Raw genomic sequence first — 17,937 nt, forward strand, 5'->3', positions numbered from 1 at the left:
ATGAAAGGTATATGGAATAAATATAAACGTGAATTTGTAGTGTTAATAGCTACACTTGCAATGTGTGTAGTATTCACAGTGTTAAATAAAAATTTCTTAAATTACAGTAACTTTTTAACAGTTTTGCAACAGATGGTATTAAATGGTATACTTGCCGTAGGTATGATGTTTACAATCATTACCGGAGGTATCGATCTTTCAGTAGGATGTACATACGCAATCACAGGTATTGTAGTAGCTTCATGTACAGTTAACTATGGAATGAATCCATTTTTAGCTATTTTAGTAGGTATATTAATTGGAGCAGTTCTTGGAGCATTCAATGGTTTCCTTATTAATCAGTTAAAACTTCAGCCTTTCATTGCTACATTAGGTACAATGAGTTTATACAGAGGTATTGCTTACGTAGTAACAGGTGGTGTTCCTGTAACTAATGTTCCAACATCATACAGAGACATTTTCAATGGAATCGTGTTTGGTGGTGTAAGAAACTACATCATCGTAATGGTAGTAGTATTCGTAATAGCTCACATTCTTTTATCAAAAATGAGAAGCGGAGATTACTTATATGCAGTAGGTGGAAATGAAGAAGCAGCTAAATTATCAGGTGTTAACGTAATTAAAACAAAGTATATCGCTTACATTTTCTGCGGAATATGTGCAGCAATAGCAGGTATGATTATGTTAGCAAGTTTAGGTTCAGCAGAAGCTACAGCAGGTCAGGCTTATGAAACAAATGCCATCGCAGCAGCAGCTATCGGTGGAACAAGAATGGCAGGTGGTAAAGGTACAGCACTTGGAACATTCATTGGAGCATTAATGCTTGCAGTATTAAAAGTAGGTATGGTAGTTATCAACGTTGACTCTTTCTGGCAGTTCGTTGTAACTGGTATTATAATCATTGTAGCTTCATACTTTGAATTTATTCAGCAGGATATTAAAGGATTTGTTGCACGTCATAAAAAAGCTGCAAACTAAATAATGGCATTATATTATGAACATTATAAGAAACTAAAATAAATATTTGATTTAAGAGGTGCAGGAATATTAATTTAAATATTTATGCACCTCTTGTTGTATAATTACATAATGTAAGTGTCAAAAGAATAAATGGCGATTGTGTTTGTGAAAATAAGAAACTTGTGTTGACACTTAGCAATGTGAACGGAAAAATGTCAAAGGAGAAACATAAATGAAAGATAAGATTACAGTTATTGGTAGCCTGAACTATGATATTATTTTAAAAATATCAAGATTGCCATATAAAGGAGAAACATTACCGGCAAATGAAGCTGCATATAGTGCGGGTGGAAAAGGCGCAAATCAGGCAGTTCAGGCAGCAAAGCTCCATACACCGACATATATGGTTGGTTGTGTTGGAACAGATGCAGCAGCAGATTTCCTTGTAAGTACAGCAAAGCAGTATGGAGTAAATACAGATTATATTAGAAAAGTTCCGGGAAGCAGCGGAATGGGAATTATAAACGCAATTGATGACGGTAGTGTATTTGCTTGCATAGTAAGAGGCGCGAATTATGAAATCACAAAACAGGATATCGACCATGCAATGCCTGCATTAAAGGAATCGAAAGTATGTATTTTGCAAAATGAAATTCCTGTAGAAATGATTGAATATGCAATTGATAAAGCTAAGGAAGCCGGATGTATTGTAGTTTTAAATGCGGCTCCGGCGATAGAACTCAAAGATGAATATTTGGCGAAAACAGATATATTAGTTGTTAATGAAGTAGAAGCAGCTTTTTATTGCAAGACAGAAATTGATTCTCTTGATAAAGCAAAAGAAGAAATAAAGAAAACTGCTGAAAAATATGGAAACAATGTAATCTTTACATTAGGTAAGGATGGAGCGGTTGTATACGAAGATGGTAAAATAGAAGTAATTCCGGCAATGAAAGTAGATGCGGTAGAAACTACAGGTGCCGGAGATTCATATATTGGAGCAGTAAGTCATTCGATAGTTGAAGGAAAAGGATTAATAGAAGCTTGTAAATTTGCAACAAAGTGCAGCGCAATAACTGTATGCAGATATGGCGCACAGCCTTCAATGCCAACTTTAGAAGAAGTTGAATAGAAATGACAAAAAATGACAAAAAATGATTGAAAAGTTTTCCGCAAAAGTATAAACTATAAATAGGTATAATTTATCTAATAAAACCAAGAAGGAATAGGATATAGAAAGTATAAACTATAACTGTTTATTTATACTTTTCAATGTTAGGAGGCAGATATGATTCCATATGAAAGAAGGTTACAAATATTAGATTTACTGGAAAAAAGCGAAGTTGTATCTTTGGATGAGTTCTGCAAATCTTTAGGGGGCGTATCGGAGTCTACCGTTAGAAGAGATTTGAAGACTATGGAAAAAGAAGGAGAGATAACTCTTCTTAGAGGTGGTGGTGCATGCCTAAAGAGGGGAAGTTATGAAGTGCCTGTAATTTCTAAGTTTGGCAAAAATGTTGAAGAGAAAGAACGTATCGCAAAGTATGCGGCTGATTTAGTTAAAGACGGTGAATCAATTTATATTGATTCAGGCAGTACAGCTTTAATGATGATAAAATATTTGAGAGAAAAAAATATTACTGTTGTAACAACAAATGCAATGATTTATCAGGAGTTGCAGACCAATAATATTAAATGTATTGTTGCAGGAGGAGAGATTAATATAACAACTGCATCAATAATAGGAATTACAACAAATAATTTCCTTAAAAAATATTATTTTGATAAAGCATTTATTGGAATGTCCGGTTTCTCAGAAGGGGCAGGATTCAACACACCTGATTTACTTGAAGCTGAAAAGAAGCGTATAGTACATCATAATTCAACAAAATCATACGTTCTTGCAGACAGCACGAAATCAGGCAAAAATACATTATGCAAAGTTATGGAATTAGAGGAAGCAACAATAATTTGTGATAAGAAAACAAGTGTTGTTGAAGCAGGCAATAATTACATAATAGCAGAATAAACATAGTATTAAATTTGTTGCAAAAATTTTCACAAAAATAAAACATGTGAATACAAAAATAAATATTAGAGGTGTGAACTATGAAGATAGGAATTGGAAATGATCATGTTGCAGTAGACATGAAAAATGAAATTAAAGAATATCTTGAAAGCAAAGGATATGAAGTTGTAAACTTTGGAACAGATTCTAAGGAAAGATGCAATTATCCTGTTTATGGTGAGGCAGTAGCAAATGCTGTTGTAAGTGGAGAAGTAGACTGTGGTGTTTTAATTTGTGGAACAGGCGTAGGAATTTCACTTGCAGCTAATAAAGTTAATGGAATAAGAGCATGTGTATGTAGCGAACCATATAGTGCAAAATTATCGAAGCAGCATAATAATTCTAATATCATAGCATTTGGCGCAAGAGTAATTGGTGTTGAAACAGCCAAGATGATAGTAGATGAGTGGTTAAATGCTGAATATGAAGGCGGACGTCATCAGGTTAGAATTGATATGATTAAGGAAATTGAAGAAAAGCAAAAACAAAAATAAAAAAGGAGATAGAAAGCTATGAAGGTAAAAAATATTTCAAATCCCGAAGAATTTTTAAAGGTTATTGACAGTTGTGAAGGCAAAGTAGAATTAATTACAGATGATGGAGACAGATTAAATTTAAAATCAAAATTATGCCAGTTAGTTTCATTATCAACAATTTTTTCGTCAGCAGCAAAAATACCTGAAATGGAAATTATTGCCCATGAATTGGAAGATTCTAAAAAGATAATGGATTATCTTATGCGTGGATAAATAAAAAAGTAACTTAATATTTAAAGGAATAGTAATAAAGCCGATGCGAAAGCATCGGCTTTATGTTATAATGTGCGATATGGGTAATGAAATAAAAAAAGACAAGGAGAAGAGTTTTATGAAACGAAGAAACAAAGGTTTAATGTTGCTTGTTACATTGCTGTTGATAACATTATTTTCAACAACGGTATTTGCAGCAGATGAAGCAGAGTATGTTCCTAAATTATTTGGGACATTTTGGGCGTTGATACCGCCACTTGTGGCAATTGTACTTGCATTGATTACAAAGGAAGTTTATAGTTCATTGTTTATCGGAATTGTAATTGGTGGAGTACTATATGCGGGTGGTTCATTTGAAAAAACACTTACACATGTACTTAGTGATGGAATAGTTGGTTCACTTTCAGATTCTTATAATGTTGGTATTTTAGTATTCTTAGTTGTTCTTGGAACAATAGTTGCATTGATGAATAAGGCAGGAGGATCAGCAGCGTTTGGAGAATGGGCTTCTAAGCACATTAAGACAAGAGTAGGAGCACAGCTTGCAACTATAGCACTTGGTTGTTTGATTTTTGTAGATGACTATTTTAACTGTCTTACAGTAGGTAGTGTTATGAGACCTGTAACAGACAGACATAATGTATCAAGAGCTAAGCTTGCATATTTAATAGATGCTACGGCAGCTCCCGTATGTATTATTGCACCGATTTCTTCATGGGCAGCAGCAGTTACAGGATTTGTAAAAGGTGAGGACGGATTTGTAGTATTTATAAAATCAATACCATATAACTATTATGCTTTATTGACGATTGTTATGATGATTACAATTGTTGTAATGAAAGTAGATTTTGGCTCAATGGCAAAGCATGAAGCAAATGCAGCTAAAGGAGATTTGTTTACAACAGGTAAAAAAATATATGAAGAAATTGATAATGAAGGAAAAGAGAAAAAAGGTAAAGTATGTGACCTTGTAGTTCCTGTAATTACACTTATTATATGCTGTATTATTGGCATGATTTATACGGGAGGATTTTTCTCAGGTACAGATTTTGTGACAGCATTTTCAAATAGTGATGCATCAGTTGGTTTAGCATTAGGTAGTATATTTGCACTTGTTATTACATTAGTATTTTATGTTGTACGAAGAATATTACCGTTTAATGAGTGTATGGATTGCCTTCCGGAAGGATTTAAGGCAATGGTTCCTGCAATTCTTATTTTAACATTTGCATGGACATTAAAGAACATGACAAGTAGTTTAGGAGCAGCAGAATTTGTTGAAGTAATAATGAAGAATAGTGCTGAAGGTTTTGCAATATTCCTTCCTGCGGTTATATTTGTAGTAGGATGTGGACTTGCATTTGCAACAGGTACATCATGGGGAACATTTGGTATCCTAATTCCTATTGTTGTACAGGCATTCCAGAAAACTGATCCTGCAATGATGATTATTGCCATATCTGCATGTATGGCAGGAGCTGTTTGCGGAGACCATTGTTCTCCAATTTCAGATACAACAATTATGTCATCGGCAGGAGCACAATGCGAACATACAAATCATGTATCTACACAGATTCCATATGCAGTAACAGTTGCTGTAGTTTCATTTATAACATACATAATTTCAGGAGCATTGCAGAAAGCAGCAGGAATTGGATGGGCTGCACTTCCTATCGGAATTATTCTTATGATTGGAACTATTGTAGGAATTAAAGTTTTAGGCTCGGGAAAAGAAGTAGTTAATGATTAGTATTATTAAGCTAGATTTCTTAATTGTAAATATATTTAGCGTTAATATATAAAACAGAGGAGTATCCGTAGAGGGTACTCCTATTTTATTGGGAAGAAGCCGGTTGCTCATTTTTTATTTGTTTTCCCTCTGAATCTATATGATAATTATCAGTATAAATAAGCTGTGAAACAGGCACAATCTCATATCCTTTTTCTTTTAAACCTTCAATTACTTTAGGAAGAGCCTGAATAGTATATTTTGCACTATTATGCATTAAAATGATGGCGCCGGGTTTTAAAGACTTATTATTAAGAACTTCATTTACAATTGCATCAACACCATAGTTTTTCCAATCTAGAGAATCTACAGACCATTGTATTGTAAAATAACCACATTCTTTTGCTTTAACAATAACATGATTATCATAATCGCCGTAAGGAGGTCTAAACAAATTCATTTGATAGGAAGTAAGATTTTTAACGTTTTCGGTAACAGTATTAAGTTCATTGCATATTTCTTCGTTTGACAGAGAACTCATATTCTTATGATTTGCACTATGATTGCCTAAATCATGCCCTTGCTCGTAAATCGCTTTTACGTCATTAGGGTATTGCTTAACCCAGCCACCTGTCATAAAGAAAGAGGCTTTAATATTATTTTCTTTTAAAATATCTAATATTTTTTGTGTATCATCATTTCCCCAGGCAGCATCAAAACTAATGGAAACCTGAGGTTTAGCAGTATCTACACAATAAATTGGAAGTTCTTTTGCAGTAGATGAAACAGGGAGAGAATCAAATGTATCTTTATAGGAAAAACCCTGAAAATAATATGTAACACCAATTGCTAATGCGATAAAGAAAAGCCAGGAAATACTCCTTTTTGTCATACTAAGATATTCAGAATTATTTGACATTGTAACCTCCTATGTTTTATTGTACAGTTTATGAAAAATACGGGATGGATATGATTACAAATTTATAAATTATAGAGTATAATAAGCCGTGGAAAATATATGAAATTTTATTTAATTAAGAAACATAGGATGGCATAAAATGAGATACATGAGAAAATCAAAACGTAGAAAAGAAAGAATTAAAAAAATCGGAATATTATTAATAGTTGCATTAGTGGCTATGGTTGCATGGAAGGCAAGTGAAATTTATTATGGCAAAATAAATTTGAGTAAGTTGGAAAATATGGAACGACCGGAATGGATAGATGTACAGATTATAGATGTTGATGGTGCATCAAGAAGTGGAGAAAAACTTGACAGCATTAAAGATATAGTTATTCACTATGTCGGAAATCCGGGAAGTACGGCACAGCAAAACCATGATTTTTATGCTGGAAATCAGTCAAATGTAAGTTCTCATTTTGTGGTAGGATTAGATGGCGAAGTAATTCAATGTATTCCGCTAGATGAAATGTCAGCAGCAAGTAATTGGCGAAACAATGACACTATATCGATAGAGGTATGTCATCCGGACAAATCAGGAAAATTTAATAAAAAGACTTATAAATCTTTGGTAAAACTTACTGCATGGCTCGAAATGGCATGTGGGTTAAATGAAGACCATGTAATTAGACATTATGATATAACAGGAAAAGAATGCCCAAGATACTATGTTAAACATGAAGATGCGTGGAAAAAATTTAAAAAAGATGTAAAGAAATACAGAAAATAATCTGAAAAAACCATAAGAAAATACTCACGTGAAAATAACAAAAAAGAAAATGTTATACGAATATAATCACTGAAAAGAAGCGAAGCGGATTTGGCATGTCAGGAAGAAAAAATAAAAGAAAATTTGCCTAAAGTGGCTATTATATGTGAATATGATGCAATGCCTGAAATTGGACATGGTTGTGGGTATTCGGCAAGTTGTGCAGCAGGAATTATATGTGCACTTGCAATTAAAGAAGAACATAGTGAGTATAGAAACCGATAATTGGGATTTTATATCCTAAATAAAAAGGCAAAACTGGGGCAAATTCTTAATTTTACTAATTTGCCCTTTAAGAAATAAAAAAATGTATTATAATATGTTAGGTGTGTAAAGCACAAAAATATATGAGTAAGGAAGAAAAGAATGGGAAATCAAGTAAAAAAAATGGGAAAAGCATTAATGCTTGTTCTTGCAATGTTAGTATGTTTTAACATTGGTGTTATGGCGCAGGAAATAGAGGCAACAATGGCACCGGAAAATGTAAAAGAAGCAGAAACGACAAAGGTAGCAGGAGAAACAGAAACAACAAAACATACAGGTGAAGTTGAAACAACAACTAAAGCAAATGAGACAGAAACAACAAAGCCTTCAGGAGAGACAGAAACAACAACCCCTAGTGAAAACAATAATGGAACAAATACAACGCAGCCAAATGTAAGAATTTTATTTGTTGGTAATAGTTCAACTTATTATAATGATATGCCACAGATGGTAAAAGGACTTGCACAGGCTGATGGAGTGAATGTAACAATTCAGGCACTTACAGCAGCAAATTACAAACTTTATCAGTTCGCTGATGAAAAGGACACATATGGTTCTCAGCTTATAAGTGCATTAAAAAATTATAAGTGGGATTATGTAATTCTTCAGGATCACAGAGAAATGATTATCACAGATATTGCAAAAACTCAGACAGCAATCGAAACATTAAAACCATTAATTCAGAGTTCAGGTGCAAAGATGCTTCTTTATGATACACAGGCTGATTATATTGGAAGGAGTTTTACTGCAACAGGATATAGCTATTATTTATCACATAATGAAATACAGCATTATATGATAAAGGGTTATTATATGATGGGAAATAAGTATGGCGCGCAAGTTATTTCATCAGGAGTTAATTTTGAAAGATGCTTAAAACAGTTTCCTGATATAAAATTATACAATGCGGATAACATACATCCTACACCTACAGGAAGTTATTTGGCAGCGTGTACAATTTATGGAACAATATTTAATACAACAGCATTAGAAAATAAGTATTTACCTGAAAGTGAATACGATTCTAATGGACTTCTTAAGAAAGTTACTAAAGAAGCTGCTTTAAAAATGCAGGCTATAGCAGACCCAAGACTGACAATTGATACTTCATATGTAGAGGTAAATAAAGGATTTAATTCAAAAGTAACAGCAACATTGATTGCAAATGAAAAGAATGAAATTTTGAAAGATTATAAAAATGAAATTCAGTATTCAAGTTCAAACGATACAGCTATTTCAGTAAACAAATATACCGGAAGTTACAATGCAATTGGCGTTGGAGATTCAATGATAATGGCAACAACAGACAGTGGATTGATTACAATGTGTACAATAAGTGTAAAGCAGCCTTCGACATCATTTGCAATTAACGAAACAGGAATAGCCAAATTATATAAGGGCGATACTATTCAGTACACAACAAAGATAGCACCAAGTGATACAACAGATACAGTTAAATGGACAAGTAATAACACATCTGTAGCAACTGTAAGTGATACAGGTCTTGTTACAGCAAAGAAAGTAGGAACTGCAAAAATAACAGCAACTACAACAAGTGGTATTAAGGCAGTACGTTACATAAGAGTAAAACTTATTAAACCTAAAAATGTAAAAGTTAAGAAGCTTTCAACAAAAGCAAAAGGAAGAAGATATGCAAATATAAGAATTACATGGACAAAGAATACTAATGCAGTTAAATATTATGTATATCGTTCATCAGGTTCAGGATACAAAAAAATTGCTACAACTAAAAAGCCAAAATATATAGATAAAAATAAGAAAAAAGGTGTTAAATACTATTACAAAGTTAGAGCGGTTTATTCAAACTCTAAATGCAATAGTTATTTGTCAGAGACAAAATCAATTTCTTTAAAATAATAGAGAAATTGGTTAGAAATTAAGAATGATTAATCTATTAGAAATGACAGATGAAACAGAATAAATTAAGACAATAGTTTTAAATAAAAACGGAGTTGACATTTTACGACTATTTAAATATAATTACACGAGAAATTAATAGTCCGTGAGGGAGTAGTTCGCGTGAAAGCGTGATTTGTCAACAATCCCGATAGCATAAGCTATCTGGCAAATATTAAAGAATGAGACTTATGGTTTTGAAGATACTAATAATAATTAGTGTCTTCAAAATTATGAGTCTTTTTTATACCTGTAATGTCAAGGCATAGACATATGAGATTAAATCTGTTTTGAATATGACAAAAATGTATATTTTAGATATCGTTAAAACATTAGATTGTTAAAATGTATATTTGGGACAAAAGACGTTAATTTTTAAATAATTTACATGGGAAATAAATTATTAAGTATAAATACAAGATATATACTATGAACAAATCGGATATTAAATCTAATTCTATTATACAAAAGGGCAGGAGATAAAAATGGAATATTTAGTTGAGTTCTTATTGTTGGGAGTTGGACTTGCAATGGATGCGTTTGCAGTGTCTATTTGCAAAGGATTAGCTATGCGCAAAGTCAATAAAAAACAGGCAGTTGTCATAGCGTTGTTTTTTGGTGGCTTTCAGGCAATTATGCCGATAGTCGGATGGTTTTTATGTAAGGGTTTTCAAAACTATATAGAAGCTTTTGATCACTGGATAGCTTTTGCATTATTGGCATTTATTGGAATGAAAATGATTATAGAAACATTGAGTGAAAAGGAAGAAGATGTAGTTGTTGAAAAAATGGATCCGCCACTTGACATGAAAGAAATGCTTATGCTTGCAATTGCAACAAGTATAGATGCATTGGCAGTTGGTATATCTTTAGCAGCTCTTGACAGACCAATAGTGGAATCATCAGCCATTATCGGTGTGGTTACATTCGTTATATCTATTATTGGTGTTTATATTGGAAACTTTTTTGGAAACAGATATAAGAAAAGAGCAGAGTTTGCAGGTGGAATCATTTTAGTACTAATAGGTGTAAAGATTTTATGCGAACATATGGGATGGATAGCATTTTAAATTTTGAAAAGAAAATAAAATGAAAGAAATTCATTTTTAATAAATGTTTTCGACAAATGGCTGCCGACCGGAGGGAAGGGCAGTACATCTTTTTATGGAGGAAAAAGATATGATAATAACAATAATAACGGCATTATTACTTTTAATAGTTGGATTTATATTGCTGGTTAAAGGAGCAGATTTTTTTGTAGAAGGAAGTGCAAGTGTAGCAAAGAAGTTAAAGATTCCATCACTTGTAATTGGAATGACAATTGTGGCAATGGGAACAAGTTTGCCTGAATGTTCAGTCAGCATTATTGCTTCAATGAATGGAAGTAATTCTTTATCAATCAGCAATGCAGTTGGTTCAAATATATTTAATCTTATGGTTGTGTGTGGAATTTGTACTTTGTTTATTCCACTTGAAGTAGCTAAGGATACGATAAAAAGAGACTTCCCACTTTCAATAGCATGTGCACTCCTTTTATTATTTACGGGTTATACATCAATGACATTGGGTAGAACAGAAGGAATAGTATTTTTAATCTGCTTTGCATTTTTTATTCTTATAATGGTTAAAAGCACAATGAAATCAAGAAAGATTTCAAATGAGGAAATGCAGGAAATAGATGAAGAAATCGAAGAAATATCAGAAAATTTGTCAGGAGTTAAATGTCTGTTATATATAGTTGGTGGAGCTGTTGCAATAAAATTTGGTGGTGATTTTGTAGTAAACGGTGCAACTTCAATAGCAAGAACAGTAGGAGTAACAGAAACAGTTATAGGGCTTACAATTGTAGCACTTGGAACCAGTCTTCCTGAACTTGTTACATCAATTGTGGCAGCGAGAAAGAAAGAAGTTGATATGGCTGTTGGCAATGTAATAGGTTCAAATATTTTTAATATATTAATGGTACTTGGAATTGCAGCAACAATAAGTCCAATTACATTTTTAACAGAAAATATAATAGACATTATTGTATTAGTAATATTTAGTGGACTTGTATGGGCATTTGCCTGGACAAAGAAACAGCTTGATAAAAAAGAAGGAATAATAATGTTAGTCCTTTATGTTATTTATACAGTCTATATTCTTATGAGATAAAAAAATAAACTATACTTATAATGAAATAATTACAGAATTAGAATTTTAGTATACTTATAATAGATTATTGATGAATAATTTTGTAAACACAAAAAAGTTTATCTTATAAACACAATTTTATAAATACAATTTTATCAACAAAAAAAGTTTAGTTTGACAATAAAAAAAGAGTGGTTTATAATCACATTAATTAGGTGCATTTGCACAATATATCAGTAAGGCTATGACGAAGAGAAGTAACATAGATTATCGCTTCCAGAGAGCGGATGATGGTGAGATGTCCGCAGAATGAATTTATGTGAATAACACTTTCGAGCTGCAATCCGAAAGCAATGGCAAGTAGGTGCGACGTGGTTGTACGACACACAACAGGGTTTATCCCATGAGTGGCTGCAATGCAGCAAATCAGGTGGTACCGCGGAATAAGTTAGATTAACTGTCCGTCCTGAACTGTAGTAGTTTAGGATGGGCTTTTTTTGTTTGAATTTGCTATAAAATTTGAACAATATAGTTTAATTGTTTTCCTAAACAATATATAAAAATATGAAGGAGACTAACAGAATGGATACAAACACAAATAACATTTATCGTGATGTTACAATGGACAACATATCTGAAGCAAATGTTGGACAGACAATGAAGATTTGCGGATGGGTTGAAAACATCCGTGACCATGGTGGTGTTTCTTTTATCGATTTAAGAGACATGTATGGCCAGATGCAGGTAGTAATGAGAGATACTTCATTACTTGATGGAATTAATAAGGAAGATTGTATTTCTGTAGAAGGACCAATTCAGCATAGAGATGAAGAAACGTACAATGATAAGATTGCAACAGGAACAATCGAATTAGAAGCACAGAAAGTAACGGTTTTAGGAAAAGTTTACAGACAGCTTCCATTTGAAATAATGACATCTAAGGAAACAAGAGAAGATGTCAGATTAAAATATCGTTATCTTGATTTAAGAAATAAGAAAGTAAAGGATAACATGATTTTCAGATCAAAGGTTATTTCTTTCTTAAGAGAAAAGATGACAGAGATGGGATTCTTAGAAATTCAGACACCAATTCTTTGTGCATCATCTCCTGAAGGCGCAAGAGATTACATTGTACCTTCAAGAAAATTTAAAGGAAAATTCTACGCTCTTCCACAGGCACCACAGCAATATAAACAGTTGCTTATGGTATCAGGATTTGACAAATATTTCCAGATTGCACCATGTTTCAGAGATGAAGATGCAAGAGCAGACCGTTCACCTGGGGAATTTTATCAGTTAGATTTTGAAATGAGTTTTGCTACTCAGGAAGATGTTTTCAGAGTAGGTGAAGAAGTATTAAGTGCAACATTTGAAAAATTTGCACCTGAAGGATTTGAAGTAACAAAGGCTCCATATCCTATTATCAGTTATAAGCAGGCAATGCTTGAATTTGGTACAGATAAGCCTGATTTAAGAAACCCATTAAGAATAGTTGATGTTACAGACTTCTTCCAGAGATGTACATTTAAGCCATTCCATGGCAAGACAGTAAGAGCTATTAAAGTTCATGCTGATATGTCAAAGGGATTCCATGAGAAATTATTGAAATTTGCTCAGAGCATCGGAATGGGAGGACTTGGATATCTTGAAGTTAAAGAAGATATGACATATAAGGGACCAATTGATAAATTTATTCCGGATGATATGAAGACAGAAATTAAGGAGATTGCAGGATTAGAAGCAGGAGATACAATTTTCTTTATCGCTGATAATGAAAAGCAGGCTGCTTTATATGCAGGTGAAATACGTACAGCATTAGGAGAAAGACTTGATTTAATTGAAAAGAACGCATATAGATTCTGTTACATCAATGACTTCCCAATGTATGAATATGATCCTGAAGCAAAGAAGATTATATTTACACATAACCCATTCTCAATGCCACAGGGTGGACTTGAAGCATTAGAAACAATGAAACCTGAAGACATTCTTGCATACCAGTATGATATTGTATGTAACGGTGTTGAATTATCATCAGGTGCTGTTAGAAATCATGATATGGAAATCATGGTTAAGGCATTTGAAATTGCAGGTTACACAGAAGATGATTTGAAAGAAAAATTCGGAGCACTTTACAATGCATTCCAGTTTGGAGCACCTCCACACGCAGGAATGGCTCCTGGTGTAGACCGTATGATTATGCTTCTTACAAATGAAGAAAATATCAGAGAAATTATTCCATTCCCAATGAATGGTAACGCTCAGGATATGATGTGCGGAGCTCCTGGTGAAGTTACAGAACAGCAGCTTAGAGAAGTTCATATTAAAGTTAGACAGTAATAAAGATATAAATACAGATCCCGGGGTTTTAACACTTGGGGTCTGTTTTACTTTATATAATGAGTTGGGCATTTGCGTAAATAATACAAAGCAATATGACAAAAAGCAATTTTATTAACATATTTTAAAATGAAATTAAACATTTAAACATATGTAGAAATGGGATAAGCAGATTGGAGAAAAATATGTACGATACAGTTATTTTTGATTTAGATGGAACGTTACTTAACACAATAGATGATATAGCAGCAGCAGTACAATATGCTCAGAAAAAATATGGCTTTCCGGTTCACACAGTAGACGAAGTAAAAAAACACGTCGGAAATGGTCTTAGACTTTTGATGCACCGTTCAATTCCTGAAGGTGAAAATAATCCGGATTTTGATAAGATATTTGCTGATTTTAGTGAGTATTATCAGAAACATTGTCAGGTAAAAACAAGAGCTTATGACGGTATATTAGATTTGATAAAAGAATTAAAAAAACGAAATATTAAAATGGCAATTGTATCAAATAAGAATTACAAGGCAGTTGAATCTTTGAAAAATATTTATTTTGAAGGTTTAATAGATGTTGCATTAGGAGAAAATGAAGCTGCCGGAATTAAGAAAAAACCGGCAAAAGACATGGTTATGTCAGCACTCGATAAATTAGGCAGTACACAGGAAAAATCAATTTATGTAGGAGATTCAGAAGTTGATAGTCAGACTGCTGTTAATTCAGGACTTGATTGCATTCTTGTAAGTTGGGGATTCAGAACAAAAGACATTTTAGAAAAACTTACTTATAAGAAAATAATAGATGAACCAATGAAGTTATTAGATGTGATTGCGTAAGTAATATAATAAAGAGGGGCGAATTTATTCGTCCCTCTTTATTATTAAATATAGATTATAAAACATTTGTTAGGCAGGTATTGACCATTTTTCTGTATTAAATAAACAGGGTTTTCATTGTATCTAATGTTCGACCCACTTTATCATTGGTTACTTTCAAGACTATCATTCTGATAAACAATATTTCCTGAAAGACCATTTGAGTACGTAAGTTTTTTCCGTTTAAAATGGTTCAATATCTGAATCCACAATCGAATAAAATCATTGCCACAAAATATAAGAAAAAGAACAAGTCCTAATAAGGATGTGTATTTACCAACCTTTATAAGAGGTGCATGATAGACTAATTTAATAATATGATGTCCTGCTGAAAGAGAAAATCCTAAAAAAGCATTATCAGTCATAAAGTAATCAATTTTTTGGCCGTCCACATATACTGAGAATCCTTTATCGTAAGGAATTGTTGTAGTAAAATAACTATCTTTATCTAAAGTAATGTTCCCTGTAATCATATTATTTTCATAAGCAACATCAGTCATCATTGTAATGTTATTTTTTAAGGCAGAAACCTGGTCATAATCAATTTTATAAATTTCAAATTCACTGAATTCAAAACTACATCCTTTAGGAAAACGAATGTTTAATATATTATTGTCAGCAGAATCTGATACAACAAATTTAAAATTGAAATTTTTATTAGGATAAGCAGAATTAAGACCACTTAAACTATTTTGAATACCATTAATTTTAATTGTTGAACGGTTTCTACCATATCCTTTGATATTGCATTTTATAATATAAATACAGTCCTTTAAATTATCAGGAATCTCAACATTAAAAGTTTTTGCACCCTTCATAGTATCAACATGATAATATCCATCTGTAGTACGCTCTAATTTTAAATCCATATTAAGATTAACCTTCTTTAACATAGAATGATAAGAAGAATTAACATCATCATCAACAACAATATATTTTAATAAAGCAATCTCTTTTTCTTCAGGTGAAAGAGAAAGATATTCGTCTAAACTCATAGTATCTTTAGATGCAAATCCAAGAGAATAAGCATTATCTGATTTATATACCTTGACATTGCCTGCCTGACAGACTGCCTTGTATCCTGCAGGAGCAGTTGTTGTGGAAGCAATGTATTTAACACCCATAAGTGTTTTAAACAAAACATCATTTGATGAAGTGATGGAAATGTCATTAACGGTAGGGTTACTAAGCTGAAGGTCATAATTACACATATTTAAATAAGGCTTATTAAAAACAGATGAGTAACAACCTTCTGAAAAATATTTCTTTCCATATATGATATTATTTGTAAATTTACTATCAGTTATATTGCTCGTTCTGAAAAATGTATCATCACCATTTAATGCAATTGCAATAGCAGCGTTTTTACTTTTATCATAATATTTTGCAGCATCTTTTTTTGCAACCAAAGTGTCAGAAGCATTTCCAACATAGCAACAGAAAATGGCAATTAAAATTGTAGGCAACATAAAAACATAGTTCTTTTTTATTTGGCAATAGGCAGCAATAAAACAAAAAGTAATTATAAGGTCAATAACTATTGCAATGTATATTGGATTTTCATGCATATATGCAGAAATTGCAATAAGAACTAATATGCCAAATGTAACGAGTGCTAATTTACCGGTTTCATATTTTTTAGCTAATAAATCCCTTACAAAAAATGCGGTAACAAGCAAAATTAAAGGAACAAATGGAATAAGAGCTTTCCCTCTAATGTATAGAAAACCGTTTAATAAATATTGACCTACAGGAAATGCTGAAACAAACAAAATACAAATGCAAAGAAACTTCTTTGAAAAATCTTTACTTAATATTAATATGCAGGCTAAAGCTAAAAATGCAATAGCAGTCACACCCATTCCATAAGGTGTGTAAAACATTTCGTTATTAGGAAACTGAGGTATAAATAATTTAGCTAAAGAAATTGATTTACCATCAGAGGAACCACGTCCTGATAAAATAGCAGCAAGACTTGGAAGTAAAATTACTGCGGAAAGCAAAATTCCAATAAATGAACTTGCACCATATCTTAAAGCAAAGAACCAAAACGGCTTTTTACCAGCAGGAAGTTTGTAGTATAGTTCCTGATTTTCTTTGTACTCAAAAAATTTGTAAATAGCATAAATACTTATGGCAACAATTCCTGACACAGCAAAGAAATAACTTGTTAAAAACATACATGTAATGCTTAGAATAAGAAGTATCTTTCTGTCTTTTTTATATAAACGGTCAACACCAACTAAAGCTAATAATAAAAATGGAATATAATCCATGAACATTACCTGCTTATGGCTGTGGTACAATAATGGACCGGCGCAGGCAAATAAAAAAGTAATAAAATAAACAGTGCTTCGATTCATGTTGTTGTGTGATTTAAGCCAAAAGTAGAAAATATAAACAGATAACAAAACAACTACAATACTTGAAATGCTTATATATAATGCCATTTGGACATTTGGTAAAAAATAACTTATTAAAATAATTGGATTCATAAATCCGTAATAAGAAAAATTATACGCATTTTGTCCGGCACCTAAATTAAGATTAAACTCAGGAAAAAGTCTGCCTGTATCATAAAATGACTGCCTAAAATAATCAGGGAGTACACTGTGCTGGGACAGCCAGTCTACGGAAGAACCATAAATATAATCAGAACCTGTTATAAGAAAGACAATTCCAAGAATAAAAGCAGTCACCAAAGAAAGGTAAATGAAATCATTTAACTCTATATATTTTTTTTGCGATTTTTTAATAGATTTAATAAAATTCATAACTTACTCCTTTTCCCGCTAACAAATTTTATTTCAAATTAATAAGTACTAACTGCATTAATAGAATTATTAATAAATATGCCAAATAATCATCAAAACAGTTAATAACTTTATTTTTATATTACATAAATAATGTACAATTCAAAATTTAAAGAACCATATTGAAATATCTTAAGTATTCTTTAAGAATGAAAAAAAGACCGCTTCGTATGTTACAATAAGTCGAAATAAAAACTTACCGGATAATCTTTAAAATAGAAAATAAAATGAACTAAGTTTAGATTTTATAAATATTTCCGATGACGAGTTACTGATAAAAGGAAAGGAGAAAGTAGCAGACAATATTTGGTGCTAAGAAAGCAAAAAATACTTATTTTGTAAAATTTCAGGGCATACGA

Annotated in this window: 15 protein-coding genes and 1 other annotated feature; of the genes, 13 read left to right on the plus strand and 2 right to left on the minus strand. The window is 32.1% G+C overall.

The genetic code is table 11. From position 1 onward, the window contains the following. From N5B56_RS03615 to N5B56_RS03640, 6 genes are all read left to right on the plus strand, one after another. Positions 1-978: an ABC transporter permease gene (locus N5B56_RS03615; RefSeq protein ID WP_117908698.1), complete on the plus strand. Its 978-nt coding sequence runs from the start codon at positions 1-3 to the stop codon at positions 976-978. A gap of 214 nt (positions 979-1,192) precedes the next feature. Then, a complete protein-coding gene (locus tag N5B56_RS03620; protein WP_117908700.1) occupies positions 1,193-2,092 on the plus strand; it encodes a ribokinase in 900 nt (299 codons plus the stop codon). A 156-nt stretch (positions 2,093-2,248) separates the two neighbouring features. After that, positions 2,249-2,989, plus strand: a complete 741-nt coding sequence (locus N5B56_RS03625) for a DeoR/GlpR family DNA-binding transcription regulator (RefSeq protein WP_260978404.1) — start codon at positions 2,249-2,251, stop codon at positions 2,987-2,989. Positions 2,990-3,069: 80 nt separating this feature from the next. After that, the gene (gene rpiB / locus N5B56_RS03630; RefSeq protein ID WP_022089717.1) at positions 3,070-3,522 is read left to right on the plus strand and encodes a ribose 5-phosphate isomerase B; all 453 of its coding nucleotides are present in this window, start codon (positions 3,070-3,072) and stop codon (positions 3,520-3,522) included. A gap of 18 nt (positions 3,523-3,540) precedes the next feature. After that, on the plus strand, positions 3,541-3,777 hold the full coding sequence (locus tag N5B56_RS03635) for a hypothetical protein (RefSeq protein ID WP_022089718.1): 237 nt from the start codon (positions 3,541-3,543) through the stop codon (positions 3,775-3,777). A gap of 118 nt (positions 3,778-3,895) precedes the next feature. After that, positions 3,896-5,527, plus strand: a complete 1,632-nt coding sequence (locus N5B56_RS03640; RefSeq protein ID WP_022089719.1) for a Na+/H+ antiporter NhaC family protein — start codon at positions 3,896-3,898, stop codon at positions 5,525-5,527. 85 nt (positions 5,528-5,612) lie between these two features. Here N5B56_RS03640 and N5B56_RS03645 read toward each other — a convergent pair whose 3' ends face one another. Further along, positions 5,613-6,425 carry a polysaccharide deacetylase family protein gene (locus N5B56_RS03645; RefSeq protein WP_243002995.1) on the minus strand — a complete coding sequence of 271 codons (813 nt, stop codon included), beginning with the start codon at positions 6,423-6,425 and terminating at the stop codon, positions 5,613-5,615. A 139-nt stretch (positions 6,426-6,564) separates the two neighbouring features. Here N5B56_RS03645 and N5B56_RS03650 point away from each other — a divergent pair, with 139 nt between their 5' ends. The 7 genes from N5B56_RS03650 to N5B56_RS03680 all read left to right on the plus strand — a co-directional run bounded on the left by N5B56_RS03650 (position 6,565) and on the right by N5B56_RS03680 (position 14,726). Continuing rightward, positions 6,565-7,197 (plus strand): peptidoglycan recognition protein family protein, encoded by a 633-nt coding sequence (locus N5B56_RS03650; RefSeq protein ID WP_260978405.1) that lies wholly within the window; start codon positions 6,565-6,567, stop codon positions 7,195-7,197. 90 nt (positions 7,198-7,287) lie between these two features. Then, positions 7,288-7,461, plus strand: a complete 174-nt coding sequence (locus N5B56_RS03655; RefSeq protein WP_260978406.1) for a hypothetical protein — start codon at positions 7,288-7,290, stop codon at positions 7,459-7,461. A 141-nt stretch (positions 7,462-7,602) separates the two neighbouring features. After that, positions 7,603-9,378, plus strand: a complete 1,776-nt coding sequence (locus tag N5B56_RS03660) for an Ig-like domain-containing protein (RefSeq protein ID WP_260978407.1) — start codon at positions 7,603-7,605, stop codon at positions 9,376-9,378. A 524-nt stretch (positions 9,379-9,902) separates the two neighbouring features. Then, positions 9,903-10,487 (plus strand): manganese efflux pump MntP, encoded by a 585-nt coding sequence (locus tag N5B56_RS03665; RefSeq protein WP_260978408.1) that lies wholly within the window; start codon positions 9,903-9,905, stop codon positions 10,485-10,487. Positions 10,488-10,596: 109 nt separating this feature from the next. After that, positions 10,597-11,571 (plus strand): calcium/sodium antiporter, encoded by a 975-nt coding sequence (locus N5B56_RS03670; RefSeq protein WP_178515323.1) that lies wholly within the window; start codon positions 10,597-10,599, stop codon positions 11,569-11,571. Between the two features lie 214 nt (positions 11,572-11,785). Then, positions 11,786-12,022 (plus strand) — a binding site (T-box leader). Positions 12,023-12,132: 110 nt separating this feature from the next. Beyond that, positions 12,133-13,890 (plus strand): aspartate--tRNA ligase, encoded by a 1,758-nt coding sequence (aspS, locus tag N5B56_RS03675; protein WP_260978409.1) that lies wholly within the window; start codon positions 12,133-12,135, stop codon positions 13,888-13,890. Between the two features lie 185 nt (positions 13,891-14,075). Continuing rightward, positions 14,076-14,726 (plus strand): HAD family hydrolase, encoded by a 651-nt coding sequence (locus N5B56_RS03680; protein ID WP_260978410.1) that lies wholly within the window; start codon positions 14,076-14,078, stop codon positions 14,724-14,726. A 143-nt stretch (positions 14,727-14,869) separates the two neighbouring features. Here N5B56_RS03680 and N5B56_RS03685 read toward each other — a convergent pair whose 3' ends face one another. Beyond that, on the minus strand, positions 14,870-17,539 hold the full coding sequence (locus N5B56_RS03685; protein WP_260978411.1) for a YfhO family protein: 2,670 nt from the start codon (positions 17,537-17,539) through the stop codon (positions 14,870-14,872). Between the last annotated feature and the right edge of the window lie 398 nt (positions 17,540-17,937).

The organism is Eubacterium album, assembly GCF_025336545.1.
GTDB classification, from domain to species: Bacteria; Bacillota; Clostridia; order Lachnospirales; family Lachnospiraceae; genus Eubacterium_U; species Eubacterium_U album.